Genomic DNA, 26,106 nt, shown 5'->3' with positions numbered 1-26,106 from the left:
CCGCGTCCGCACGACCCCCGGTGTGCCGGAATCCGCCGCCGAATGATGGGTGAGTGCCGCGTTCACCCGATTATCGGCCCCACTCTTGCCCGGGGCACGGCCCGCACCGGACATTGTGGTGCGGAATCCGCCCCGCGGGCGGACCGCCCTCCCCCTGCCTCGGCCGCACGGCCCGTTCCCCGAACAGGTGATACGTATGACGGACACGGACGCCAGACCCTCGCACTCCCCCGCCGGGGCCTGCTCCGCACTCCGCGCGACCCCCGCGGGCGCCGTCATCGCCTCCGTCATGCTCGTGGAGCTCACCAGCGGCATCACCCAGGGCTTCCTCTCGCCCCTGCTGCGCGGTCTCACCGACACGCTGGGCGTGACGGCGGCCGACCTGAACTGGATCAGCATCGCGAACCTGCTGGCCAGCGTCGCCTTCACTCCGGTCCTGTCCCGGATGGGCGACCTCTACGGCCACCGCCGCGTGCTGCGCTGGAACCTGCTGATCGTCCTGCTCGGCTCGGTCCTCGTCGGCCTCAGCCGCGACTTCGGCACCCTGCTGTGCGGCCAGATCCTCCAGGGCGCGTTCGCCGGCTTCTTCCCGCTGCTGGTCGGCATCCTGCGCAACCGCAGCCGGGGCGGCGACTCCGAAAGCCGGCGCGGGATCAGCGTGATGGTCGCCGCGCTCGTCGCGGGCCTCGCCCTCGGGCTCGTGGCCAGTGGTTTCGTGGCCGGCGCCGTCGACAGTCCGACCGCGGCCCTGTGGGTGCCCGCCGTCGCTACCGGCCTGGCCCTCGCCATCACCTGGCCGCTGCTGCCCGAGTCGGACCACCGGCCGGGCGGCCGGATCGACTGGGCGGGCGGCGTGCTGCTGTGCGTCGGCCTGACCGCCGTGATGCTCGGCCTCGGCCTCGGCGGCACGCCCGGCTGGGAGTGGACCTCCGTCCGGACCCTGGGCTGCCTCGTCGGCGGCGCGCTCGTCACCGCGGTCTGGGTGCGGGTGGAGCTGCGCACCCCGCAGCCGATGATCGACGTGACGATGTTCCGCCGCCGGGGTGTCGTCGTGGTCTCGCTGGTCACCCTGACCTTCACCTTCTGCATGATCGGGCTCCAGGTCGCCAACGCGGTGTTCATGGGGACCGACCCCGCGACGTACGGCTACGGGCTGGGCCTCGGCCCCTTCGCCATCGCCGTCGGCATGCTGCCCAACCTGCTGGCCCTGGCCCTCGGTGCGCTGGTCGCTCCGGCCGTGGCCGCCGCGATCAGCGACCGGCTCACGCTCGTCACCGGCTCGCTGCTGATGGCCGCCGGGTACGTGCTGTCGCTGTCCTTCCACGGCGACCTGGCCCTCTTCCTGGCGGGCACCGCCGTGGCGGGTCTGGGCACGGGCTTCCTCCAGCACTCCACCCGTACGCTCGCCGTGGAGTCCGTACCGCACGACCGCACCTCGGTGGGCTCCGGCATCAACGAGCTCCTGATCAACGTCGGCGGTTCCATCGGCGCGGCCGCCGTGCTGACGGTCTTCGCCTCCCGCACCCCGGCCGGGCGGCCGCTGCCCGAGCTGAGCGCCTACACCGTCACCTGGACGGTGTGCGCCCTGGTCTCGGTGGCCGGCGCCGCCATCGCCCTGGTCTACCGCAGGCCGCGCACCGCGGGCACCGCGGGCACCGGGCAGGTGGGCCGATGAGCGCCACCGACCTGCTGCGCGAACGCGCCCGCACCGTCCTGACCTCGCACCGGGACGCGGTCATCGGCCTCAGCCACGCGCTGCACGCCGATCCCGAGCTCGCCTACGAGGAGCACCGCGCGGCCCGCCGCATCGCGGACCTCGTCGAGGGGGCCGGTTTCGAGGTCACCCGGGGCGCGTACGGACTGCCGACCGCGTTCGGCGCCACCGCCGGCAGCGGCGAGCTCGTCATCGGCATCTGCGCCGAGTACGACGCACTGCCCGGCATCGGCCACGCCTGCGGCCACAACGTCAACGGGGCCGCCTCCGTCGCCGCCGCCCTGGCGCTGGCCCCGCTCGCCGACGAGCTGGGCATCACCGTCAAGCTGCTCGGCACACCGGCCGAGGAGTCCGGCGGCGGCAAGGTGGACATGCTGCGCGAGGGCGCCTTCGACGACGTGGCCGCCGCGATGATGGTGCACGCCGCACCGTCCGACTCGGTGGGCATGAGCTCGCTCGCCATCAGCAGCTGGCAGGTCGGCTACACCGGGCGGGCCGCCCACGCCGCGGCGATGCCCGAGCGCGGGATCAACGCCGCCGACGCCATGATGATCGCCCAGGTGGCCATCGCCGCGTACCGGCAGCAGATGCGGCCCGGCGCGGTGGTCTCGGGCGTGGTCACCGGCGGCGGGGAGGCCGCGAACGTGATCCCGGCGCGGACCACGGCCGACTACGACTGCCGGGCCGTCACCAGTGAGGAGCTCGCCGAGCTCCAGGCTCGGATCCGGGCCTGCTTCGAGGCCGGGGCGCTGGCCACGGGCGCCGAACTCGCCCTGGAGACCGTCGGGAACGACTACGCGGACCTGCGCCAGGACTTCGCGATGGGCCGCAGCTACCTCACGGCCGCCCGCGACCTGGGCCGGCGGGTCCAGGACCTGGACCCGACCCTGCGGGGCGGCTCCACGGACATGGGCAACGTCTCGCACCTCGTGCCCACCATCCACCCGATGATCGGCTACGACTGCGGCGAGGCGATCATGCACAACCCCGAGTTCACCCGGTACGGGGTCACGGCGCAGGCCGACCGCGCCGTGCTCGACGGGGGGCTGGCCATGGCCTGGACGGCGCTGGACCTCGCGACCGATCCGGACCACCGCCGGTCCCTGCTGGCCCGCCTGGCCGACCGGCTCGTTCCGCGAGGCTGATCGACGCGAGGGGCGCCCCCGGGCCGCACGTGCCGGGGGCGCCCTCGCGTTCGCCGTCGGGGCGTCAGGTCGTCAGGTCGTCAGGTCGTCAGGTCGTCGGATCGTCGGGCTAGGGCCCGGCCGCCGGCATGGCGTAGCCGAGCAGGCCCTCCCTCGTGTACGGCCCTTCGCAGTCGGCCCTGCCGCTCACGAAGTGGTCGAACGCCGAAGGGATGTAGCACCGGTAGAGGGGCACGGAGCCGGGCACCGGCTTGGTGTACACGTATCCGACCGCGCCGAGGGGCCGTTGGCCCTCGCACCCCGGGTCGGGGGTCAGCAGCGAGTGCTCCGCCACCTTGCACTCGTAGAGCCGGACCGTGCCGGGCGCGGGGTCCCGCAGCACCTTCCAGACGCCCTCGTGGGTGAAGCCGGCGGGCAGGGGGCGGGTGGAGGCCAGGTGTCCGGCGTGGGGGCGGTAGCCGCGGACCAGCGGCGCGTAGGGGGTGGTGTGCCCGCTGCTGCGCTCCCAGGTGCGCAGGTAGCCCTCGGCGCCCCGCATGAGTTCGTCCACCACGTCCTGGCCGCCGGTGACCCGGATGTCCTCGATCCAGTCCGGTACGAGGCCGTAGTGGGTGCCGCCGCCGTCGGTGTTGACGTCCCAGACGCGGGAGCCGGTGACCTGCCGGTCGAGGACCGAGCCGCCGTCGGGGCTTCGGAAGGGGTAGTGGACGGGGTTCCCGGCGTCGGCCCGGGGGCCGGGGAGCCAGGCGAAGCCGTTCATGTCGGTGCCGATCCCGTAGCCGGCGCCGTACTTCGCCCGCAGGTCGGCGTGCCTGCGGGCCTCGGCGGTGAACGCGTTCGCCTCGTACATGTGGCCGGTGACGAGGCCGCCCAGGCGGTAGACGCGTTCCGTCCAGTTGTCGTCCGTCCAGCCGTGGGTGGACAGGACGCCGGAGTACTGCTCGGCTTCGAGCACGCGCAGCGCCTGGTCCGCCGCCTTGACGCTCATGTGGTCGAGTTCCAGCATCATGTTGCGCTTCGTCATGCCCAGCACCGCGTACTCGCCGAGCGCGGTCAGGCCCCGCCGGTTGCACTGCGCCGCTTGCAGGGAGGCGTCGTAGCGCGGCAGTTCGACCCCTTCGGGTAGCGCGGCGCGGATCCTGGCCTCGGCCTCGGCGGGCGAGGCTCCGTGGTCCTCGGCCGACAGACCCGCGGCGAGTCCGAAGCCGATCGGGTTGTCGTGCTCGGGGCCGGTGCAGGGCTCCGTGCTCCAGAAGGTTCCGGTGGACAGGAACTGGCCGGCGTTGACGGCCATGCCGGTGGTGCCCGTGTCGAACCGTACGCCGCACAGGGCGTTGTCGAACTTGTGGCACAGGAACATGCTGCGCACGCCGAGGCCGTGCAGTTCGTCGAGGCCGCGGTCGATGTCGGCCATGGTGCAGCGGGCGCCGTCCAGCACCTGCTTGCAGCCGAACGGTTCGGAGGTCTCCACGCCGAGGACGACGGCGAGCTTGCCCTGCCGGATGACCTCGCGGGCTTGGTCGGGCTCCGTGACGACGCGGAACCAGCCCTTGCCGGCGCCGCCGTACATGGCGTCGACGTAGTCCTGGAGTTCGTACGTCTTCCGGATCTGCAGCCTGATCGCGTCCATCTCGTCGCAGCCGCGGTCCTTGAAGAAGTACAGCGAGCAGATGACCCCGTTGGTGACCATGTCGTTCACCAGGACGCGCTGTCCGCCCCGCCAGGCCCGCTCGATCCAGGCGTAGTAGGTCTGCTGGTGGGTGGAGGAGTCGTGGGCCGGCCAGTCGCGGAACGTCGGCCAGCCGGTCGGGTCGTGCCGGCCGTCACCACCCTTGGTGATCATGTCGAAGAGGGCGAGGACGCCGTTCGGGTAGTGCTCGGGGCAGTCCTTCAGGGCGTCCGCCACGCCCGCCGGGGAGAAGACCTTCCCGCAGACCAGCCGCCCTCCGAAGCCCTCGTTCGACATCAGGTGGACGTGCGCGTCCACCCAGCCGCGGACCCGGCCCTGGGCGTCGGTCCCGGTGAACGGCTCTCCCGTGACGCCCACCTGGGAGTCCGGGACCGGGCGCGCCACGGGCTCCCACCACTGCGGACCCGCCGACGCGCCGCCGGCCGCGGGGCCGAGCACGAGGGTGACCATCGCGAGGACCAGGCCGGATAACAGGTACCGGAGTCGCCTGGGGACTCTTCGTCGATTCATCCCGAACCCCTTCAAGAAGCGTTCATGACAATTGGGCCGCCTCGTGGGCGCGGACCAGGGCCAGGTAGTCCGCGGCGAGCCGGTGGCAGTCGCCGGGCCACCGCGCGGACACGTAGTTGCCGTCCTTGACGGTGAAGCCGCGTCCGGGCCGGGCGGCGGTGTCGCGGACGGGCAGCGGCGGGCCGGTGAGGAAGTGGCCCGGATCGGCGAGCGCCGCGGTGACCTCCCGCTGCACGGTGGTGCGGTACGTGCGGTAGTAGCGGCCCAGCCAGAGCCGGGTGAGGTTCCACCCGGTGAGCTCCAGCAGGGCGGTCAGGGCCGTGGTGCGCCTGCCGTGGAGGACCGAGCGCCCGGTGGCGGGATCGGTGGCGCGGGCGGCGAGCAGCACACCGTGGCAGACGGCGCCGACCGGCAGCCCCCGGGTGAAGACCCGGGCGAACAGGCGCTGGGCGGTGGCGTCTTCGAGCAGCGTCCGCATGCCCGCTGCGTGGCCGCCGGGTACGAAGAGACCCGTGACGGCGTCCGGTTCGACGTCCTCGTAGGCGAACGGGGCGAGGAACCAGGGGTCCACGGTGAGGCGCCGGTAGGCGGCGAGTTCGGCGCGGCGGGTCATCAGCCAGGGCGACAGCCAGGAGAAGCCGAGGTCGGTGAGCCTGGGGTCGGCGTACGCGGCCTTCCCGGCGGGGGTCGCGAACCGCACCTCGAAGCCGGCGTCGCGCAGCGCGGCCCAGGGCACCGCCGCCTCGGTCGGGTCGTAGTCGCCTGCGGGGAGCAGGAAGAGAATCACGGCGTACTCCTCATGAGCGGTGTCCGAAGGCGACCTTAGGAGCGCTCCGCGCAGCGGTCATTCACCCCGGCGGCCAACCCGTTGACTCCCCGGGCCGCCGGTCGCGCCGTGCCTCCCCGCGACCGCGGCGCAGGCGGTGTTGACGCGGCCCGTGCTCCGGCATTGACTGGCGGCCGTGTCCCTCATCGAGCCTCCCACCGTCACCTCGTGCTACGCCCTCGCCGTGCTGAGCGCCGCGGCGGAGGGCAGCGGCGGTTCCGGTCACCGGGCCCTGCCCGCGGACCGGCTGGGGTACGCCGAGATGCGTGTCCTGTGGGACGAGGTCCTCGGCGCCCGGGGGGCCGGCCCGCACACCGGGCTCCTCGTGGGCGACCGCATCCGACCCACGGGCCTGCACATCCTGGGCCACCTCGTCCTCACGAGCGCCAGCCTCGCGGAGGCCGCGCTGGCGGCGGAGCGCTACCACCCGCTGGTGAGCCAGGCGGGCAGGGTGAGCGTGGACCGCCGGGGGGACGCCGGCCGGGTCCGCTACCGGCCGACCGTCGACCCGGCGGCCATGCACCCCCAGCAGGTCGAGGCGGTCGTCAGCAGCATGGTGCGGGCGGGTCGCTGGATCGCCGGCGACGGCTGGGCGCCGCTGTCCGTTTCGTTCGCGCACCCGCGTGCGGGCTCCGCGGAGCCGTACGCCCGCGTCCTCGGCTGCCCGGTCGTGTTCGACGCCCCGGAGAACGTGATCACGGTCGCCCACGAGGACCTCGACCGGCGCCGGCCGCTCCACGATCCGGCGCTCAACGCCCTGCACCGGGACTACGCCGACCGGCTCCTGCACCGGCTGTCCTCGCCCCCGGCCGTGGCCGAGCGCGTACGGCAGTGGCTGGAGCACGCCGCGCTCGGGGACGCGGGCCCGGCCGGCCCCGCCAGGGAGCTCGGCCTCAGCGTCCGGACCCTGCGAAGGGCCCTTCAGGCGGAGGGCACGTCGTGGCGCACGCTCCTCGACACGGCCCGCCACGGCCGGGCCCGACGGCTGCTGGATACCACGGCCCTGCCGCTGGACCGGATCGCGCCCCTCGTCGGCCTGAGCGGTGCGACGGCCCTGGTCCGCGCGTTCACCCGGTGGGAGGGCATGCCTCCGGGGGCGTACCGCAGCCGCGGGCCCCGGCTCTCGTCCCCGGATCACGGCGGGGCCGCCAACGGGTGAGGAAGGTCACCGCCCTGCGGGTCCCCGGACGGCCACCTCCGTTGCTAACTTGTGCGGCGGCCTTGCGAGGCCCCGGACGAGATGCGCCGTACCCGGTTACGCACGACGACGCGCGAGGTGCCGCAGGAGCGGCGCCGACCGCTGTCCGCGCCCGCGGCAGCGTCCTCGTCGAGCAAGATGGGCCGTACGCCATGACCGTGCCACTCACCCGCAGCCTGTACCGGACGACCGCGCACGCCGACGGGGGCCGCACCGGCTCCGTCCGCACGGACGACGGTCGGCTGGACGTCCGCCTGGCCCCGCCGCGCAAGAAGGTGCCCGGCACCACCAATCCGGAGCAGCTGTTCGCGGCCGGTTTCGCGGCCTGCTTCACGTCCGCGCTCGCGGAGGTCGCCGCCGAGTTCGGGGCGGACGCCTCCGCCGCGCGCGTGGCCTGCGAAGTACAGCTCGGCACCACGGACACCCCCGCGGGCTACGGCCTCGCGGTGGCCCTCACCGTCAGCCTGCCGGGGTGGCGGGCGACGGACCTCCAGCCCCTGCTGCACCGTGCGGACGCGGTCTGCCCGTACTCGCAGGCGGTGCGCGGCAACGTGCCGCTGACCCTGCTGGCCGTGGACGACTCCCCCGCCGACCGTGCCTGAGCGCCGGCCGCCGACGGACCGGTTCGAGGCCGGCCCCGGCATCCCGGTGCCCGAGCACGGCGCCTGGCTGCGGCGCGGCATCAGCCGCGACGGCGGGCCCCTCCTGGAGGACCGCGAGGTGGTGTGGTTGCAGGCGGGCCCGTACTACGCCGACAGCCGGGGCTTCGCCGGTACGACCTCCTTCGACGGTTCACAGGTCCACTTCCACCACCTCACGGGCGAGCCCGGCGAGGACGCCGGGACCTTCCGGCGGGAGGGCGCGAACCTCGTCGAGCGGGGCACCAACCCGGACGGCAGCACCTTCCTGGAGATCTGGACCCCGCTGCCCGGCGCCGACGGCGCCACCGGCTCCTGGTCCGGTGAGGACCACCACGTGGTGCGCGTCGGCCGGCACGTGGTGCACGTCGATTCCCGTGCGGGTACGTACTGGCGGCTGTGACGCGCTGTCATGACGGCAGGTCATCGTCCCCTTGTCGGAACGGCGTTGTCAGTGGTGGCGGCTAGGTTCGAGTTGTTGCCGAAGCCGTTTCCGACAGGAGTGGACGATGACCGAGAGCAGTGGCCGACCCGTGCTCAGGGTTGTACTGACAGACGTCAACGAGCGTGTGGTGGAGGCCTGGCGGGCGGCATTCGCGGACACCCCCGGCATCGAGATCCGCCGGGGCTCGATCCTCGACGAGGACGTCGACGCCTGGGTCACGCCGACGAACTCCCGGGGCCGGATGGACGGCGGGGTCGACGCCGTCATCAAGCGGCACCTCGGATCCGGCATCCAGTTGCGGGTGCAGCGCGCGATCCGCGACCGGTTCGCCGGCACCCTCCCGGTGGGCAGCGCGGTCTGCGTCCCGTCGGGGGCGACGGTCCCCCGGTACCTGATCTCGACGCCGACGATGGTGCGGTCCTCGCAGAACGTGAGTGCCACGCTGAACGTGGCCCTGGCGTGCGCCGCCGCGTTCCAGGCCGTGCACCGGCAGAACCGGAAGGAACCCGGCAGCATCCGCTCCGTGGCGCTGGTCGGGATGGGCGCGCAGACCGGCAGGGTTCCGGCCAGGGTGTGCGCGAACCTGATGTGGACCGGCTACACGCTCTTCCACGACCACTGGTTCGAGGACGACGACGAGCTGCGCGCCACGATCACCGCGCAACTGGACGGCATCGAGAACGCCCCGGTCGAGCAGCGGGTGCGCATCGTGCCGCCGCCGGCCGCGACCCCGGCCGCAGCGGCCGCTGCCCCGGAACCGGCAGCAGAACCGCCATCGGAACCGGCAGCAGAACCGACGGCCGTCGCACCGGCACAGGCCCAGGACCCGGCCCAGCCCGCCGCGGACGACCCGCTGGCCCTCGCCGAACTCTTCGACGGGGGCGGTGAGCCCTGGCTCCCGCTCCTGAAGCCCGTCATCGAGGCGCGGCCCGACGCGGCCCGGTTCATCGGGAAGGGCCGCAGTCCCGAGGTCGTCCCGGTCCGCGAACTGACCTTCCAGGCGCTGAAGCCCAACCCGCCGCACAAGTGGAAGGTCGTCGTCTTCGGCCAGAACCCGTACCCGCGCCCGGAGAGCGCGACCGGCATCGCCATGTTCGACAACACCTTCAACGACTGGAAGGACAGCCAGTTCGGCCGGGTCGTCAGCATCCGCTGCATCATCAAGGCGGCGGCGATGTGGAAGTACGGCATCGCCAAGAAGACGCCCATCGCCGATGTGCGCGCACTGCTGAAGGAGCGCGAGACGGTCCAGCCGCCGGAGTGGTTCCAGGCGATGCTGACCCAGGGTGTGCTGCTGCTGAACGCCTCGCTGACCGCCAGCGGTGACGGTGCGATGGGCGCCGACCAGCACACGACGTTCTGGCGGCCCGTCGCCGAACGGATCGTCGAGGAGATCCTCAGGGCCAAGCAGCAGGCCGACGAGGAGGACCGCGGGGTCGTGTTCGCGTGGTGGGGAGCGCACGCACGCAGCCTGAAGAAGGTCGTCCTGCGGCTCCAGGAGAAGTACCCGGACGTCGAGGTCCGGCACATCGACCACGCGAACCCGGCGGCGCAGGGCGACATCTTCTGCGAGGGCGACCACTTCGCGATGGTCAACGAGGCCCTCGCCTCGCTGGGCGCCGACGGGATCGACTGGCTGCCGAGCAAGGGGTGGGACGGGGCGGCGGCCGCCGCGGGCGGCGGGGACGGGGGTGTCGCGGCACGCATGGGCGCCTTCATCGAGTCGACCATGAACCTGCACCAGCTGTACCTGGAGCGACTCACCAGCGTCAAGGACGAGGGCCTGGTCCTCCCCGCGATCACCGGTGTGTTCGACACGCCGCTGATGGACTTCCAGGACGCCGTCGCCCCGGTGGCGAAGGCGTTGTCCGGGATCGCCGGACACATCGACCGCTCTCGGGACTTCGGCAAGCGGAGGGCGGACGAGACGACCGTCGGCCTGTCCGCCGACGCGATCGCCGCGCTCTACCTCTACACCTGCGAGTCCGCCTTCTACCGGGAGATCAACGCCGTCCTGCGCTCCCCGGACCGCACCAGGGTCACGCCCTACCTGCCGTACCTGCGGCTGCTGTTCTCGGCGGTGTCGGGGCTGCCCGCCCACACGCAGCCGCTGTGGCGCGGTGTGTCGCTGGACCTGCGGTCGCAGTACCCGGTGGGCAGCACGGTGACCTGGTGGGGCGTCTCCTCCTGCACCTCCGACCTGAAGGTGGCCCGGTCCTTCCTGGGCAGCCGGGGCAAGCGGACCCTCTTCGAGGTGACGCCCTCCCAGGCGGTCGGGATCCGGAACTTCTCCGCCTTCACCGGGGAGGAGGAGTACATCCTCGCGCCGGGCACGCAGCTCAAGGTGACGGACGTGAAGAGCGAGCGCGGCGGGCTGTGCACGGTCAGGTTGTCCGAGGTGGCCGACGCCTCCATGGTGTCCTGACCCCCGCTCGCCCGTGTCCCCGCCGCCGCATCGAATGCGGCGGCGGGGACACGGGCCGCGCGCGGCCTCAGGACGCCGGCACCGGCTGCTCCGGGGTCAGGGAGTTGCCCGCGGGGATGCGACCGCAGTCGGACGGGGCGGTCCGGCCCGCGAACCGGTCGTTCATCCAGCCCATCGCGAGGGGCGCCCAGACGACGGGCACGCCGACGTGGCTGAGCAGGTCGAACTGTTGGTACTCGATGGATCCGTTGCCGGTCGAACAGTACTGCCGGGCCAGTGTCCGGACGTCCCCGGCGACCATGACCCCGTCACCGGTGCCGATGCCCGGACGGTTACTGAAGGTCCCCTCCAGGACTCCCCCGTTGCCTTGGGCGATGAATCCCGGGACGGACGGGGTCGGCGCCGAGCCGAGGTTGATCCGGTTCACCGCGTCGAGGAAGGCGGGCACCGAATTCGGGTCGGCGTACTGCGGCTTCGCCATCTTCTTCCAGGTCAGCCCGGGGTAGCGGCCCAGTGCGTCGACGATCGACCCGCGCTCCAGCTTCTGGTAGACCCCCTGCCCGTAGTCGTTGAGGTAGGGCTTGAGGTCGATGCCGTACGAGCGGGAGACGCCGATGAGCGCCATGGGAATGACACCCGTCCACACGAGGGAGCCGTCCACATACTTGAGGTTGTGCGCCGGGTCCACGAGCAGACCGCCCTCCGCGAATCCGACGAGCTTCGCGTTGACCTCGGGTGCGTAGGTGGGTGCGAGCGCGGCCGCCCAGTTGGTCGCGATGGCGCCGCCCGAGTAGCCCAACAGCCCGAACCTGGTGTCCCGGTTCATGCCGGTCTCCGCGGACCCGGTCGCGGCGCGGATCGAGTCCAGCGTGTTGGTCGCGTACTCCGGGCCGGCCGCGAAGTTCGCGGTCTGTCCCTCGGTGTCGGGGATGACCAGGTTGTAGCCCTGGAGGAGCAGCGGAGCGAGGAAGAGGGACTCGGCGTTCGCGATGGCGCCGCCCAGGCTGACGTTGCCCGCGACGGCCCGGGAGGGGCCGTCCTCCGGGTTGAGCGAATCGTAGAACGATTGGTAGGACACCGCCTTGCCGCCGTCGCCCGTCAGACTGCGCACCACGGTGGTCACATTGGCGGACGGACGGCCCTGGGCGTCGGTCGTGCGGTAGAGCAGTTGGATCGCCTTGACCGGCGTGGGAAGGCCCACGAGGTGGTACTGGAGCGTCCGCGTCTTCAGCACGGTGCCCGGCGCGAACGAGGCGAGGGGTTCGCTGCCGGTGTACCTGTAGAACGAGTCGCCGGCGGTGGCACTCGACGGCGTGACCTCGGCGGCCGTGGCCGCGGGGGCGGCGGTCACGGCCATCGTGACGACAAGGGCGGTGGCCAGGAGACGAACAGCGTTTCTGGGCGCGAGCACGGCGGTCCTCCGCTGCGGGTGGGGGCGTGGGGATCCGGTGGAGGTTGCGGTCTGGGTCCGATCGCGGCTGGCGGTCCACCGGGCGGGCGTGTTACCAACTGGTAAGTAACGTCCCGGAAAACAGAATGGTGGCATTTGGGGGCCGTGTCTCCGGGTCGCACCACAGAGATTCGCGAGGTTGATTGTGACCGCAGCCAAACCCGTGGAAGGCGATGAGGGGCCGCGGTTCGGCGGCGTACCGGTCCACAAGCGGCTCCTGGCCGCCGCCCCGACCCTCGCCCCCGCCGTGATGGCCCGGCTCGTCGAGCAGCTGCCCGCCTACGGAGCGCTGCCCTCGGAACAGCTCCGCGGCGAGATCACCAAGGAAGTGGACAGGGGCATCCGGGCCTTCATCCGGGTGCTGCGCGGCGGCGAGCTGCCGGAGGAGTCCGAACTGGCGAGGATCAGCGAGTCCTCGGCCCGGCGCGCCGACGAGGGCGTGCCGCTGGAAGCCGTCGTCGGCGCCTACCACTTCGGGGCCGAGGAGTGCGCCGCCCAGGTCCTCGCGACGGCCGGGCCGGACGACCTGGCGGACGTGCTGCTGGTCCAGCGCCGGCTGCTCGGCTACCTCCGACTGGTCAGCTGCGCGGTCGCGGCGGGCTACGTACAGGAGCGTCAGGCGGCCCTCGGCGACGAGCAGGTCGCCCGGCAGTCCCTGCTGTCCCGTCTCCTGGAGGGCGGGGACCCGCGGGCGGCGGCCGACCGCGCCGGCATCCGGCTGCCGCCCTCCTACCTGGTGCTCGGCATCACCATGGGACCGCACCCGGACGAGCTGCGGCCCGGCGTCAACCATTCCGTCGCCGCCCGCCGCAAACTCCGGCGGCTGCGCAACGAATTGCAGCGCCAGACCCCCGGCGTCCCGCTGTCCGTGCTCTCCGACGACGGCGGGCTGGTGCTGATCCCGTACGAGGGACCGGCCGCGGACTTCGCCGCCGCGGACCGGGAGCGGCTCGGCCGGCTGGTCGAGCAACTCGGTCTGATGTGCGGCGCCGAGCTGCTGGTGGCGGCGGCCGCGGCCGCGCCGGAGGGCGTCGCGGACGCCGCCCGGATGGTCGGCGAGGTGCGGAGGATAGCGGAGGCGTCCGGCCGGGGACCCGGGCTGTACCTGCTGGAGGACGTGCTGCTGGAGTACCAGTTGAGCCGCCCGAGCTCGGCCCGGGACGGGCTCGCGGCGCTGCTCGGCCCGCTGGCAGGGCGCCCCGAGCTGCTCGACACCCTGCGCACGTTCCTCGCCTGCGGCCTCGACCGGCGCCGGGCCGCCGCGCGGCTCCAGATCCACCCCAACACGGTGGACTACCGCCTGCGCAGGGCGACGGAGCTGACCGGCCTGGACGCGGCCCGGGGCGCCGACCTGCTGACCCTGCACGCCGCTCTGGCCGCGCACGACGCCGTTCGCCGGGGCGAACCCGACACCGGTTGACGCCCCGAGGCGGCAGACGCCGCCTGACACGCCGACACTCGGGAGCCGCCGCCACGGGCTCGACGCCCCGGCGCCACCGCCCCGGCGCCGACACCCCAGGCCGGTGGACCCCGGGCCGGCCGACGTCGGCGCCGGCACTCCGGGGTCGACGCCCCGGGCCGGCCGACGTCGGCCGACACGCCCGGTCCGGATGCGGCGGATCCCCGGCCCCGTCGACGAGGATCGCCCTGCGGCCACCGCCCCGTATCCCGAGGAGACGGCGAGCCCGTCGCCCCACCCACCTCGCCGGAGTCACCATGGCCCCACCCGCGGACCCCACCCGCCCACGCCGCTTCCGGACCTCGCTCCTGCCCATCCTGCTCCCCATCGCGGTGCTGATCGTGGCGGCGGTGGGCGTGGGGTCGTGGCTGCAGTTCTCCGAGCGGCAGGCGAACGACAAGGTCCACGTCGTCGGATCCTCGGCCGCCGACCGGGTGGACGTGGAGGCCACGATCCAGCGCGTCGACGCCGCTGCCAGGGAACTGGTCCTTCGGGTCCGGGTCGTCCCGCGCGGGTCGCTCGGCGAGGAGGACGGGGTCTCCCCGGTGGCCGACCTCAGCCTCCAGACCACCGAGGCCACCGTCGGCGACCTGGCCTTCAAGGCCCACGAGCGGCTCTCGACCAAGGACGTGGAGGTCGCCATGACGGGTGGATCGATCAGCGACTACCCGTTCGACGCCTATCAGACCGACATCGGGTTCGCGGCGCAGGTGGGCGGCCGGGAAGTGCCGGTGCGGATGCTGTTCTCCAACAACGACACCCTCTTCGCGGTCGACGCGGTCCCCGTGCCCACCCAGCGCGGGGTCCTCGTGGGCCTGGACGTGTTCCGGTCGGGCAGCCTGCTCGTCTTCGCCGTGTTCATGATGATCGTGATGTGGGCGCTGGCGGCATCCGTGATCATCGGGTCCTGGTACCTGATGACCCACGATTCGGGCCTGGTGTGGCCCGCCCTCGCCTGGATGGCCGCCACCCTGTTCGCCCTCTCGGCCTTCCGGAACACCGCCCCCGGCTCACCCCCGATCGGCTCCGTGCTCGACTGGTTCGCCTTCCTGTGGGCCGAGACCGTCATCGCCCTCTGTCTGACCGTCACGGTCATCACGGGCGTCCGCGGCGCCATCCGCTCCGAAGACACCCAGAACCCCTGATCCGGAGTCGAAAATACGCTCGGCATCCTTCGGAACCACTCGCGGGTTACCCGGCGGTAGGCAATGATGGCAGGGCGACCATCCACACGGCCGGGGGCTGAGCAGCGGTGACGACTTTCGACGAACGGACCATGGTGCACGCCTTCCGGGACGACGCCCTGGCAGAGCACGACGCCGTCGGTCTCGCCGCGGCGATCCGGCGCGGCGAGGTCTCCGCCGCCGAGGCGGCCCGGGACGCGCAGGAGCGGGTCCGGACGGTCGAGGCACGGCTGGGCGCGGTCCAGGCGTACGTCGAAACCCCCGCGCCCGCCGCGGGGACGGGCGGCGCCTTCGCCGGCGTGCCCACCTTCGTCAAGGACAACACGGACTACCAGGGGCTGCCCACGGGCCACGGCAGTGCCGCCTTCCGCCCGGGCGCGGCACGGCGCCACGCACCGTTCGCCCGGCAGTTCCTCAGCAGCGGGGTCACGGTGCTGGGAAAGACCCGGCTGCCGGAGTTCGGTTTCAGCCCGACCACCGAGTACGAGGGCGCCGAACCGGTGCGCAACCCCTGGCACACGGGCTTCTCCGCCGGTGGTTCGTCGGGCGGCAGCGCGGCGCTCGTCGCGGCCGGGGCGGTGCCCATCGCGCACGCCAACGACGGCGGCGGCTCGATACGGATACCCGCGGCCTGCTGCGGGCTCGTCGGCCTCAAGCCCACCCGCGGCCGGGTCGTGGCGAACGCCCAGAGCCGTCAACTGCCGCTCGACCTGATCTCCGACGGGATCGTGAGCCGATCGGTCCGGGACGCCGCCGCCTTCCTCGCGGCCGCCGAGACGTACTGGAAGAACCCCGCGCTGCCGTCGCTGGGCCTGGTCGAAGGCCCCTCGGACCAACGGCTGCGCATCGGGTTCCTGCTGGACTCGCCGAACGGCGTCGGCTCCGACGACGCCACCCGGGCGGCGGTCACGGAGACCGTGGCGACGCTCGAACGGCTCGGCCACACCGTCCAGCCGGTGGAACTGGGCCTCGACCCCAGTTTCACGGACGACTTCCTCACGTACTGGGGGATGCTGTCGTTCCTCCTCGGCGTCACGGGCCGCACCCTCGGCTCGGACTTCGACCGGCACCGCATGGACGGCCTGAGCCGGGGGCTGCGCGAGGAGTACCTGGGCAAGTGGCGGCGCACTCCCGGCATGCTGCGGCGACTGAAGCGCACGAAGCAGGCGTACGCGGCGTCCTTCCGCGGGCTCGACCTGGTGCTGTCGCCCGTGCTCGCCCACTCCACGCCGCCGATCGGCCACCTCAGCCCGACCGTTCCGTACCCGACGCTCATCGAACGGATCCTGGCGTACGTGGCGTTCACACCGGTCAACAACGTGGTCGGCACCCCGTCGATCTCGGTGCCCGCGGCGAGCGCGACGGAGGACGGGCTGCCCATCGGCGTCATGTTCTCGGGCCGTCCGGGCGCCGAGCGCAAGCTGCTGGAGGTCGCGTTCGAGCTGGAGGCCGACCGGCCGTTCCGGCGCGTCCAGGACCTCTGACGCCCGGGCCTCCCGTCATGTGATCGCGCCCTACAACCGGTCCGCGGCCGCCGGAGTGCGTACGTCCGCACCTGCCGGTACCGTCGAAATGCGCGCGTTCCGCCCACACCGTTGCGGCGCGGCCCCTCCGGGCCGCCGCACGACGCCGGCACAGGAACGGAATCCCATGACACTGCACCGAGTCAACGCGGCGGCTGCCGCGGCCGCTCTGGCTTGTCTGGCGGCGTTCGGCGCGACGCCCGCCGGTGCTGCCCCCTCCCCCTCCCCCTCCCCGTCCCCCGGTCGCCCCTCCGGGCCCAGCCCGGCGACTCCGCCGCGGTTCGTCCCCGGGGCCTGTCCGAAGACCCCCGAGCCGATCGCGGCGCTGGCCACGGCGCGGTGCGGGTTCCTGGTGGTCCCCGAGAACCGCACCCGACCCGGCGGGCGGACCATCAAGCTGGCCGTGGCGGTCATCAAGTCCGCCTCGGCGAAGCCGGCTCCGGACCCGGTGGTGTTCATGGCGGGCGGCCCCGGCGGCGACACCTTCGACGACATCCCCTTCCTGATCGACTCAGGTCTGAACAAGGACCGCGAGCTGATCGTCATGGCCCAGCGCGGAAACCTCTACGACCAGCCGAACCTCGCCTGCCCCGAGGTCGACCGGTTCAACGAGAAGGCCGTCGGCTTCGGTTGGGACGCGCCGGCGGCGAAGCAGCTCATGCTCAAGGCGTTCCGACAGTGCCGGGCCCGCCTCACGGCCGACGGGACCGACCTCAGCGCGTACAACAGCACCGAGAACGCGGCCGACTTCGCCGATCTGCGCACGGCCCTCGGCATCGCGCAGTGGAACGTCTACGGCTATTCGTACGGCACGAACCTCGGTCTCGCCTACCTGCGCCTGCACCCCCGGGGGATCCGTTCGCTGGCGATCGACTCGGTCAGCCCGCCCCAGGTCACGAAGCTGCCGTGGGGCTGGCCGAGCGCGAGGGAAGGCATCGACAACACCTTCGACGCCTGCGCCGCCGAACCCGCCTGCAAGAGCCGTTACCCGGACCTCCGCAAGACCCTGAACGAGCAGGTCCGCAGGCTGGAGGCGAAGCCCCTGACCCTGAACGCCACTCCGCCCGGCGGCGGAACCCCGGTCAAGGTCGTCCTCGACGGCGGCGCCCTGCTGAACCTGATGGTCGGCTTCAACGTGAAGCCGAAGGACCTCCCGGCCGCCCTCGACGAGCTCGCCCGGGGCAACCCGGAGCGCTTCGCGCAGGGCCGCGCCAAGGACTCGGTCCAGCCCGTCGGCATCGCGGCGCACGGACTGACGCAGTCGGTGGCGTGTTCCGAGTGGGTACCGGGGACCTCGGAGTCCCAGGTACTGGCGGCGGGCCGCGACGCCTTCCCCACCTGGCCCGAATCGGTCCTGGTCCAGACACCGCAGCTGCCCTTCGAGTACGACGTGTGCGGGGTCTGGAACGTCGCGAGCAACGCGGCACGGCACCGGGTGGCCACCGTCAGCTCCGTCCCGGCACTCGTCATCTCCGGGTCCTTCGACATGAAGACCGGGGCGAGCTACGCGAGGGACGCCGCCCGCACCCTGTCCCGCTCCACCTCCGTGCTGATCCCCGGGATCGGGCATTGGGTGGTCCCGCAGTCGCCGTGCGCGCAGAGCGTACTGGCCTCGTTCCTGGCCCATCCGACCGCGCCCGACACGAGCTGCGTGGCCGGTCTCAAGCCGGCGCCGTTCACGATCGTCCCGAAGTGACCGGGAGGACAGATGGCTTCCCACCCCACGCCCCGCCGCCGGAGCGCCACGCGACGGATCCGCGCCACCGCGGCCGGTGCGGCGACCGGACTCCTCATCACCGGTCTGCTCGCCGCGCCGGCCCGGGCGAAGGACGACGGCGGAACACCGATCGGCACGACCGCCGGGAAGGCTGGCGACGCGACCTACGAGCCGGGCCCCTGCCCGAAGACGGCCGACCCGGTCCCCGAACTCAAGGGGGCCCGCTGTGGAACGCTCACCGTGCCCGAGAACCGTGCCAAGCCGAACGGCAAGACCATCCGGCTGGGCGTCGCGATCGTGCCGGCCCTGGCCGCCAAGCCCGCGCCCGACCCGATCGTGTGGCTGGCCGGCGGCCCCGGCGACGACGCGGTCGGCGAGGCGAAGATGGCCGTCGACGGCGGCCTGAACCGCGACCGTGACCTCATCCTCATGTCCCAGCGGGGCACGTACTCGGCCGAGCCGAACGTCCTCTGCCCCAACATCGACGAGTTCAACGCCCGCGCGGTCGGCCTCGTCTCCAACGCGCCGTCCACCGAGCGGCTGCACGTCGCCGCCACGAAGGCCTGCCGCGACAAGCTGGCGGCCCGCGGGATCGACCTCAGTGCCTACAACGACACCGAGAGCGCCGCCGACTACGCGGACCTGAGGACCGCGCTCGGCGTGAAGAACTGGAACGTGTACGGCATCTCCTACGGCACCCACCTGGCGCTCGTCTACATGCGCCTGCACCCGGAAGGGCTCCGGTCGGTCGGCATCGACGGCATCCTGCCGCCGTCCAGGGCGGGCTCGGCCGCGACCTGGAGCAGCGCCAAGCAGGGTTTCGACGGCCTGTTCAAGGCCTGCGCCGAGCAGCCCGCGTGCAACCGCCGCTATCCGAACCTGTCGGCCACCTTCGACCGCCTCGTACGTGAGCTGGAGGCCAAGCCGATCACGACCACGGTCACCGTCCCGGGACAGCCGAAGCCGGTGAAGGTCGTACTGGACGGCAGCGCGCTGGTCACCTGGATGACCTCCGCCACGCACATCGCACCCCAGGTACCCGCGGAGCTCGACGAGCTGGCCCACGGCAAACCGCAGCGGATCGCCGAGCAGTACGCGGGGGGCAGGCTCAGCCCCCAGGCCATGGGACGAGTGGCCCACGGGCTCGTCTACGGCATCTTCTGCAGCGAGTGGACACCGTACGAGGACCAGGGCGCGGCGCTCCGCGGAGGGCAGAAGGCCTTCCCGTCGTACCCCCGCTCGGTGCAGGCCCAGGCCCCGCAGCTCGCCTTCCTCCGCGAGGACTGCGCCGCCTGGAACGTGCCCGCGGCGGCGCGCTCGATCCGGGACGTCACCCGCGGCGACATCCCCACCCTCGCCATCTCGGGCGGGTTCGACTCCCAGACCGGCGCGGACAACGGCCCCTACGTCGCCCGCACGTTGGGCAACGCGACCGTGGTGACGGTCCCCTACGAACCCCACGTGGTGTTCGCGACGTCGAAGTGCGCGCAGGAGATCACCGTCTCCTTCTTCGACGACCCGTCCGCACCGGACACCACGTGCCTGAAGGGCCTGAAGCCGCCCGCGTTCGAGATCGCCCCCTGAACCCGCGCCGCCCCGCGGCCACTCAGTCGAGACAGAACTCGTTGCCCTCGACGTCCTGCATCGCGAGGCACGACTCGTCGAAGCCATCGGCGCGCAGCAGTTGTACGCGCACCGCCCCGAGCGCGACCAGTCGCGCGCACTCGGCCTCCAGGGCCGCGACGCGCTCCTCGCCCACGAGCCCCGTGCCGACGCGTATGTCGAGGTGCACCCTGTTCTTGACGACCCTGCCCTCGGGGACGCGCTGGAAGTACAGGCGCGGGCCCACTCCCGTGGGATCCATGCAGGAGAACCCCGCTCCCTGACGCTCGGGCGGCAGGGACCGGTCGTATTCGGCCCAGGTGTCGAAACCCTCCGGTGGCCGCGGTACGACGTACCCCAGCACCTCGCACCAGAAGCGGGCCACGCGCTCCGGTTCCGCGCAGTCGAAGGTGACTTGGAACTTCTTGATCGTCGACATCGGGCCATCGTAGAGCGGGGTGCGGCTCCGGGTCCGGGTATTTTCCGGCTGCCGCCGGTGCCCACCGGGCATCGGCGGGACGAGGCAAGTGACCGTCGGGCGGACGGATCGTTGGACGTCTAAACGATCACGCCGGGAGGCCGAGATGAGTGCACGAGCCAAGGTCGCCGGGCAGTTGTTCCTGGGCAACGCCGAGGACGTGACGCACACCTCGGCGGCCCTGGCCCGGGGCCAGGCGGTGGCGCACGGGTTCGGCAATTTCTACGCGCTCACGGCGCGCCCCGACCGGGCCGTCGTCGAGCGCGTGAACCTGATGAAGGGCCGCCCCGCCGATCAGGTCGGCAGCGTCACCACCATCGGCGAACACGTGCCGTCCCTCTTCGACTGGTGCCGGCTGCCGGCGGAGTTCCGGCGGCGGCAGATCCAGGACCTGGTGGAGGAGCTCTTCACCCTCGGCCCGTTCGGATTCCGGGGCCCCGCCGCCGAGCACGTCCCCGCGCACCTGACGTCGGTCCAGGACGGGATCGCGACCGTGCAGCTGATCGGGCCCGGTTACCGCTGCCCCTCCAACGAGTTCCTCTCGGCGGCGCTCGACGCGACGGCCACGGACCTGCTGTCCATCACCTCGTCGAACCGCTCCCGTCACCGGACCGGTGCGGTCCACGAGCCCGCCCACTGGCGAGCCGCGGGTGTGATCGCCGACTTCGGCCACGAGCCCGGCGTCACCACCCTGGTCCACGAGGACGAAGCCGCGGCACGCCGCCGGTACCCCCATCACGAGCCGATGTCGACCACCGTGCTCTCCTTCCACCGCGCAACCGGCCACGACCGCTCGGCGCTGCCCGCCCTGACCCTCGAACGGCACGGCTCCCTCTCCGCGGACCACACCCGGGCCATCGCCGCCAACCACGGCTTCGCCCTGTCCATCGCCCCTCAGGCGGAGCGCAGACTCACCGCGCGCACGTACGCCGCCCGATGAACGCGAGCCGGCCCTCGTACGAAGGACCGCTCGTCATCGTCCGCGCGGGCGCCCCTGCTGATCCCCCCGCGGCTACAACTCGCCTGCGGTGAGGGGGAACTCCGTCCAGACGGTTTTGCCGTCGCGGGTGTAGCGGGTGCCCCAGCGTTCGGTGAGCTGGGCCACCAGGAACAGGCCGCGGCCGCCCTCGTCGGTGGTGCGTGCGCGCCGTAGGTGCGGAGCCGTGCTGCTGCCGTCGGAGACCTCGCAGATCAGGCTGCGGTCGCGGATGAGCCGCAGGGTCACCGACCCGCCGCCGCCGTACCGGTAGGCGTTGGTGACCAGTTCGCTGACGACCAGTTCGGCGGTGAAGGCCAGCTCCTCCAGGCCCCACCCCGTCAGTGTGGTCTCCGCCAGGTGCCGTGCCCGGGCCGCGGCGGCCGGCTCCGCGGGCAGTTCCCAGGACGCGACCTGCTCCGGCGCCAACACGCGGGTGCGGGCGAGGAGCAGCGCGACGTCGTCCGGTGGGTGCTCCGGCAGCAGGGCGGCCCGCACGTCCGTACAGGTCTCCTCCAGCGAGCGGCCGGGCCGGGACAGGACGTCCCGCAGCCGATCGAGCCCCTCGTCGAGTTCGAGGCCACGAGCCTCGACGAGACCGTTCGTGTACAGGGCCAGCAGACTTCCCTCGTCGAGTTCCATTTCGGCGGACTCGAACGGAAGTCCACCGATCCCGAGCGCCGGCCCCTCGGGAAGGTCGGGCAGGCTCACCTCTCCGTCCGAGGTCACGACGGCGGGTGGCAAGTGGCCTGCCCGGGCCAGGGTGCAGCGCCGGGAGGTGGGATCGTAGACCGCGTAGAGGCAGGTCGCGCCGACGATCTGCCTTCCCCGCGAGCGTCCGTCGGCGGGCTCCTGCTCGGCTGCCAGGCGCACGACCAGGTCGTCCAGGTGGGAGAGGACCTCGTCCGGGGCGTAGTCGAGGCCGGCCAGGGTGTGCACGGCCGTGCGCAGGCGGCCCATGGTGGCCGCGGCGTGCAGACCGTGGCCGACGACGTCGCCGACGACGAGGGCGACGCGTGCCCCGGAGAGCGGGATGACGTCGAACCAGTCGCCTCCGACGCCGGTGGCGGGATCGGCCGGCAGATAGAGGTGTGCGACCTCGACCGCGCTGTAGTCGGGCAACGCCTGCGGGAGCAGGCTGCGCTGCAAGGTCAACGCGGCCTGGTGCTGCTGGGTGTAGCGGCGTGCGTTGTCGATGCACAGCGCGGCCCGCGCGGCGAATTCCTCCGCGAGCGTGAGGTCGTCCTCCTCGAACGGCTCGGGCCGCTCGGCGCGCCACAGGCTGAGCAGGCCGAGGAGCAGACCGCGGGCCGTCAGCGGTACGACGATCAGCGAGTGGGCCTTGAGTCCGAAGGCGCGCCGTGTGCGCTCCGGATCCCGGAAGTACCAGCCCGGGCTGCTCCGGAGTACCGCTTCGAGGATGGGCTGCTGCTCGTCGAGGCACCTGGCCTGCGGGGTGCGGGGGTCGAAGTGGAAGACCTCTCCGACGGAGTACATCACCCCCAGTGCCTCCTCCACGACCGAGTGGACGGCCATTCTGTGGACCGCTCCGCTCTCCTCCTCGGCGGTCTCGTCGCCTCGGGCGACCGATTCCAGCAGATCCACCGAGACGGCGTCGGCGAGGTCGGGGACGGCGACGTCGGCCAGCTCCCGGGTGGTCCGGTCGAGGTCCAGCGTGGTTCCGATGAGGGCGCTCGCCCGGTTGAGCAGGGCGAGCCGCCGCCGGGCGCGGTGGCGGTCGGTGACGTCCTCCACCAGTTGGGTGACCCCGAGGATCTCGCCGGAGGGGTCCTCCATCCGGAACGCCGACACCGAGACCACCCGCTCCCGGCCGGGATCGCTCCGCAGGCGACAGGGCTGCTCGGTGAAGATCAGGGGGGTGCCCGTCTCCAGTACCCGTCGCAGACGCGTTTCGATGGTCTCCAGGTCCGGACCGATGAGGAAGTCGCCGATGCGTCGGCTTCGGATCTCCGCCGGGGAGAGTTGGGTGAACCTGGCCAGTGCCCGGTTGATCCGCAGGATGCTCAGATCGGGGGCGTGGACGGACAGGCCGATCGGGGAGCGCCGGAACAGACCGTCCAGGACCGATCGATCGGTCTCCCACCGGCGCACCTCCTCCGCCGGGGCGACGACGAGGAACCATTCACGGGCCGAGCCGGAGCGGATGACGGGGCGGGCCCGGAAGCCCAGCTCCACCCGTCGCCCACTGCGGTGCCGGACGTGCAGGACGCCGGACCAGCCCCGGTCGCGCTCGCATGCGGCCGCCGCGTCCCGGACCGCCTCCCGGTCACCGGGATCGAACATCAGCTCCAGGGCCGTGCGGCCCAGCACCTCGTCGGGCCGGTAGCCGAGGTGCTCCTGTGCGCGGTCGCTCCAGCCGACGACCCTGCCGAGGTCGTCCAGAACCGCCGAGGCGGAGTTGTGCAGCGCGAACGGGTCCTCGGGAACCTCACCCGGTCCCGGTGCCGGTGCGTCCATACCTTCAGTATCCCCGCGGCGCCGTACGTCGGCAGAGGGTCGCCCCAAAGTGGCATGCCGCCTTCGGAGTAATGACCGTTTTACCTGTTCGGCCGTGCCACGCTGTGGTCCCGATTGACCAGGGTCGTGTCAGGAGACCGGAATGCACCGCTCGGAGCGCGATCCTGACGCCGGGCGCTCGTGATGGCGGGAAACGAGGAGGCCAACCACCCGGAGCGGCAGTACCTTCCCGACTTGCACGTGCGCCTGCGCACCGAGTTGGCCAGGATCGACGAGCAACTCCGCTCGCTGCTGGCCGCCATGGACCGGCTGCAGGGCCTGCTGGACGCGGTGGTGTCCATCAGTCAGGAGGTGGAGCTGCCCGACGTCCTGCACCGCATCGTGACCACCGCCATGGATCTGGTCGGTGCCCGCTACGGGGCGCTGGGCGTACTCGGCGGCTCCGGCGAGCACTTGGAGCAGTTCATCACCGCCGGTCTGTCCGAGCGGGAACGGGCCGATCTGGCCGGGACCGGCCTGCCCCTCGGTCGGGGTGTCCTCGGGCACCTGATCCACCACCCGGAACCGCTGCGGGTCGACGGCATCTCGGCCCATCCGTCGTCCGTCGGGTTCCCGTCCGGCCACCCGCACATGCACACGCTGCTCGGCGTCGCCATCAGTGTCCGCGGCGAGATCTACGGTGACCTCTACCTCTCCGAGCGGCGCGACGGACGCCCCTTCGACGTCCACGACGAGAACGTCGTCGTCGCGCTGGCCAGTGCCGCGGGAATCGCGATCGAGAAGGTCCGCCTTTTCGAACGGGTTCGCCTCGGAGCCGAGCAGTTCCAGCGGCTGCTGCTGCCCACCCTGCCGGACCTGCGGCCCTTCACCGCCGCCGCCATCTACCGTCCCGCCGCCCGGCCCAGTCAACTCGGCGGGGACTGGTACGACGCCATCCCGCTGGGCGACGGCACCGTGGCGGTCGTCATCGGTGACGTGGTCGGCCACGACCTGAAGGCCGCGGCCTCCATGGCCTCCACCCGCAACATGCTGCGGGCCCTGCTGTTCGGCCAGAGCGATCCGCCCAGCACCATCCTCGCCCAGCTCGACCGCACCCTGCACGCCATCACGAGCAACCCCGTCACCACCACGACCCTGGCGCGCATCGAACCCGAGGAATCGGGCTGGCGGCTCCACTGGAGCACCGCGGGTCACGTCCCACCGCTGCTGATCACCCCTGGGCGTCCGGTGGAGTACCTCTTCGCCGAGCCCGGGGTACCGCTCGGGGTCGACCCCTCGCAGCCCCGCCCCGACCACTCCCGCTTCCTGCCCCCGGAGTCCACCGTGGTGTTCTTCACGGACGGGCTGGTCGAGCATCCCGAGTACCCCATCGACGAGAGTCTCGACCGGCTCGCCGATCTCGCCACCGTCCACGTCGACCTGCCGCTGCAGGAGTTCGTCCAGGCTCTGGCCGATCACCACCCCAGCGACGGCCACGACGACCTGGCCATCCTCGCCCTGCACACCCCCCACCCCGATCCCGGTGCCTGGCCTCCGGCTGAACGGCGCCGTGGAGGATACGAGGGATCCGAGGGATGATGAGGTGCGGGACGATATCGATGCGGAGGTATCGCCTGATGACTGGCGCGCGGCCTGATCGGGTCCGGCAGGCCGGCTTGGCCGTCCTGGAGATCTGCGCCGTCGCCGCGCTGTACTACGGCTCCGCCACGCTGGGGTTGATCCAGCAGTTGGTGGGAGGCCAGGTCACCCCGCTGTGGCCGCCGACGGGTATCGCCCTGGCGAGCCTGCTCCTGCTCGGTCTGCGGGTCTGGCCCGGAATCGCGCTGGGCGCGTTCCTGGTCAATGCCCCGCTCGGCCCGTCGATGCCGGCCGTCCTGGCGATCGTGGCGGGAAACACCCTCGCGCCCGTCTGCTCCTACGCGCTGCTCCGTCGTACGGGGTTCCGCACGCGATTGGACCGTCTGCGGGATGCCATGGGATTGATCTTCCTCGGTGCGCTCACCGGGATGTTGATCAGCGCGACGGTGGGCAGCGGGACCCTGGCCCTCTCCGGTGGGCTGAGCCCCGGGCAATTCTGGCCGACGTGGTCGGTCTGGTGGACGGGCGACGCGATGGGCGTACTGATCGTCACGCCCGTCCTGCTGGTCCTGCGCTACGCGCGCTGGCCGCGACATGCGGAGCCGTACCGTTGGGCGGAGGGACTGCTGCTCCTGGCGGCCACCGTCTGCGTCGGATTCCTCGAAACCGGCGACGCACCGCTCATGTTCCTCGGCTTCCCGTTGCTGATCTGGGCGGCCTTCCGTTTCCAGCTGGCCGGGGCGGCGCTGTGCGCCCTGTCCGTGTCGACCTTCGCCATCGCCGCCGCCGCCCGCGGCTCAGGCCCGTTCGCCGGTCATGACCTGCTGACCAACATGATCACCCTCCAGGCGTTCAACGGTTCTTCCGCGCTGACCGCACTGCTGGTCGCGGCCGCCGTCAGCCAGCGCGACCAGACCCAGCAGGAGATCGCGCGAGCCTGCACGCTGCTGGCCGACATGGTGGCCACGGCCACCGCCGGTGATCGCCGCCCCAGGCTCCCCGGTCGTGCGGGAGAGCCGGAGGAGGACGGCGGGCGAACCGAGTAGCGGGGTTTCACCACGGGAAACGGC

19 protein-coding genes and 1 riboswitch are annotated in these 26,106 nt (G+C 72.3%); of the genes, 14 read left to right on the top strand and 5 right to left on the bottom strand.

Going from position 1 to position 26,106, the window contains the following annotated elements; translation table 11 throughout:
* Nucleotides 1-196: 196 nt before the first annotated feature.
* A complete protein-coding gene (locus ACFYYJ_RS04855) occupies nt 197-1,675 on the top strand; it encodes an MFS transporter (protein ID WP_389128503.1) in 1,479 nt (492 codons plus the stop codon).
* Complete coding sequence (locus tag ACFYYJ_RS04850) at nt 1,672-2,859, top strand: amidohydrolase (RefSeq protein ID WP_385365689.1); 1,188 nt, start codon at nt 1,672-1,674, stop codon at nt 2,857-2,859. The genes ACFYYJ_RS04855 and ACFYYJ_RS04850 overlap by 4 nt, the downstream gene beginning before the upstream one ends.
* 109 nt (nt 2,860-2,968) lie before the next feature.
* On the opposite strand, the gene ACFYYJ_RS04845 is transcribed toward ACFYYJ_RS04850, so the two are convergent.
* Entirely contained in the window at nt 2,969-5,059 is a 2,091-nt protein-coding gene (locus ACFYYJ_RS04845) for a hypothetical protein (protein ID WP_389128500.1), read from the bottom strand.
* A 22-nt stretch (nt 5,060-5,081) separates the two neighbouring features.
* The gene (locus ACFYYJ_RS04840; protein WP_389128498.1) at nt 5,082-5,846 is read right to left on the bottom strand and encodes a type 1 glutamine amidotransferase domain-containing protein; all 765 of its coding nucleotides are present in this window, start codon (nt 5,844-5,846) and stop codon (nt 5,082-5,084) included.
* Nucleotides 5,847-6,021: 175 nt separating this feature from the next.
* Between ACFYYJ_RS04840 and ACFYYJ_RS04835 the strand changes: the two genes are divergently transcribed.
* The 4 genes from ACFYYJ_RS04835 to ACFYYJ_RS04820 all read left to right on the top strand — a co-directional run bounded on the left by ACFYYJ_RS04835 (nt 6,022) and on the right by ACFYYJ_RS04820 (nt 10,591).
* Nucleotides 6,022-7,044, top strand: a complete 1,023-nt coding sequence (locus ACFYYJ_RS04835) for an AraC family transcriptional regulator ligand-binding domain-containing protein (protein ID WP_385365692.1) — start codon at nt 6,022-6,024, stop codon at nt 7,042-7,044.
* Nucleotides 7,045-7,097: 53 nt separating this feature from the next.
* Nucleotides 7,098-7,159, top strand: a riboswitch (guanidine-III (ykkC-III) riboswitch).
* Between the two features lie 76 nt (nt 7,160-7,235).
* The gene (locus ACFYYJ_RS04830; RefSeq protein WP_385127055.1) at nt 7,236-7,685 is read left to right on the top strand and encodes an Ohr family peroxiredoxin; all 450 of its coding nucleotides are present in this window, start codon (nt 7,236-7,238) and stop codon (nt 7,683-7,685) included.
* Nucleotides 7,678-8,124: a hypothetical protein gene (locus tag ACFYYJ_RS04825; RefSeq protein ID WP_385127057.1), complete on the top strand. Its 447-nt coding sequence runs from the start codon at nt 7,678-7,680 to the stop codon at nt 8,122-8,124. Before ACFYYJ_RS04830 ends, ACFYYJ_RS04825 begins: the two co-directional genes overlap by 8 nt.
* 106 nt (nt 8,125-8,230) lie before the next feature.
* Nucleotides 8,231-10,591: an ADP-ribosyltransferase domain-containing protein gene (locus ACFYYJ_RS04820; protein WP_389128493.1), complete on the top strand. Its 2,361-nt coding sequence runs from the start codon at nt 8,231-8,233 to the stop codon at nt 10,589-10,591.
* 67 nt (nt 10,592-10,658) lie between these two features.
* On the opposite strand, the gene ACFYYJ_RS04815 is transcribed toward ACFYYJ_RS04820, so the two are convergent.
* Nucleotides 10,659-11,948, bottom strand: a complete 1,290-nt coding sequence (locus ACFYYJ_RS04815; RefSeq protein ID WP_385127111.1) for a lipase family protein — start codon at nt 11,946-11,948, stop codon at nt 10,659-10,661.
* A gap of 238 nt (nt 11,949-12,186) precedes the next feature.
* Between ACFYYJ_RS04815 and ACFYYJ_RS04810 the strand changes: the two genes are divergently transcribed.
* The 5 genes from ACFYYJ_RS04810 to ACFYYJ_RS04790 all read left to right on the top strand — a co-directional run bounded on the left by ACFYYJ_RS04810 (nt 12,187) and on the right by ACFYYJ_RS04790 (nt 19,508).
* Nucleotides 12,187-13,461, top strand: coding sequence for a PucR family transcriptional regulator (locus tag ACFYYJ_RS04810; protein ID WP_389128491.1), 1,275 nt, complete (start codon nt 12,187-12,189; stop codon nt 13,459-13,461).
* A 296-nt stretch (nt 13,462-13,757) separates the two neighbouring features.
* Nucleotides 13,758-14,645, top strand: coding sequence for a DUF4436 family protein (locus ACFYYJ_RS04805; protein ID WP_389128489.1), 888 nt, complete (start codon nt 13,758-13,760; stop codon nt 14,643-14,645).
* A gap of 107 nt (nt 14,646-14,752) precedes the next feature.
* Complete coding sequence (locus ACFYYJ_RS04800; RefSeq protein WP_389128487.1) at nt 14,753-16,168, top strand: amidase; 1,416 nt, start codon at nt 14,753-14,755, stop codon at nt 16,166-16,168.
* 166 nt (nt 16,169-16,334) lie between these two features.
* Nucleotides 16,335-17,903, top strand: coding sequence for an alpha/beta fold hydrolase (locus ACFYYJ_RS04795; RefSeq protein ID WP_389128484.1), 1,569 nt, complete (start codon nt 16,335-16,337; stop codon nt 17,901-17,903).
* Nucleotides 17,904-17,915: 12 nt separating this feature from the next.
* Nucleotides 17,916-19,508, top strand: a complete 1,593-nt coding sequence (locus ACFYYJ_RS04790; RefSeq protein ID WP_389128482.1) for an alpha/beta fold hydrolase — start codon at nt 17,916-17,918, stop codon at nt 19,506-19,508.
* A 22-nt stretch (nt 19,509-19,530) separates the two neighbouring features.
* Here the strand turns inward: ACFYYJ_RS04790 and ACFYYJ_RS04785 are convergent, their stop codons facing one another.
* On the bottom strand, nt 19,531-19,965 hold the full coding sequence (locus ACFYYJ_RS04785) for a VOC family protein (protein ID WP_389128480.1): 435 nt from the start codon (nt 19,963-19,965) through the stop codon (nt 19,531-19,533).
* A gap of 145 nt (nt 19,966-20,110) precedes the next feature.
* Here ACFYYJ_RS04785 and ACFYYJ_RS04780 point away from each other — a divergent pair, with 145 nt between their 5' ends.
* A complete protein-coding gene (locus ACFYYJ_RS04780) occupies nt 20,111-20,944 on the top strand; it encodes a hypothetical protein (RefSeq protein ID WP_385127073.1) in 834 nt (277 codons plus the stop codon).
* A 72-nt stretch (nt 20,945-21,016) separates the two neighbouring features.
* On the opposite strand, the gene ACFYYJ_RS04775 is transcribed toward ACFYYJ_RS04780, so the two are convergent.
* Nucleotides 21,017-23,458 carry a SpoIIE family protein phosphatase gene (locus ACFYYJ_RS04775; RefSeq protein WP_389128478.1) on the bottom strand — a complete coding sequence of 814 codons (2,442 nt, stop codon included), beginning with the start codon at nt 23,456-23,458 and terminating at the stop codon, nt 21,017-21,019.
* 183 nt (nt 23,459-23,641) lie between these two features.
* Between ACFYYJ_RS04775 and ACFYYJ_RS04770 the strand changes: the two genes are divergently transcribed.
* Both ACFYYJ_RS04770 and ACFYYJ_RS04765 read left to right on the top strand, forming a co-directional pair.
* Nucleotides 23,642-25,036: a PP2C family protein-serine/threonine phosphatase gene (locus tag ACFYYJ_RS04770; RefSeq protein WP_389128475.1), complete on the top strand. Its 1,395-nt coding sequence runs from the start codon at nt 23,642-23,644 to the stop codon at nt 25,034-25,036.
* Between the two features lie 38 nt (nt 25,037-25,074).
* The gene (locus tag ACFYYJ_RS04765) at nt 25,075-26,082 is read left to right on the top strand and encodes an MASE1 domain-containing protein (protein ID WP_389128472.1); all 1,008 of its coding nucleotides are present in this window, start codon (nt 25,075-25,077) and stop codon (nt 26,080-26,082) included.
* Nucleotides 26,083-26,106: the final 24 nt, after the last annotated feature.

Origin of the sequence: Streptomyces sp. NPDC002467, assembly GCF_042889825.1 — a bacterium.
Classification (GTDB): Bacteria; Actinomycetota; Actinomycetes; order Streptomycetales; family Streptomycetaceae; genus Streptomyces.
Note: the sequence above shows the minus strand (reverse complement) of the source record. Positions and strands in the feature narration are given on the sequence as shown.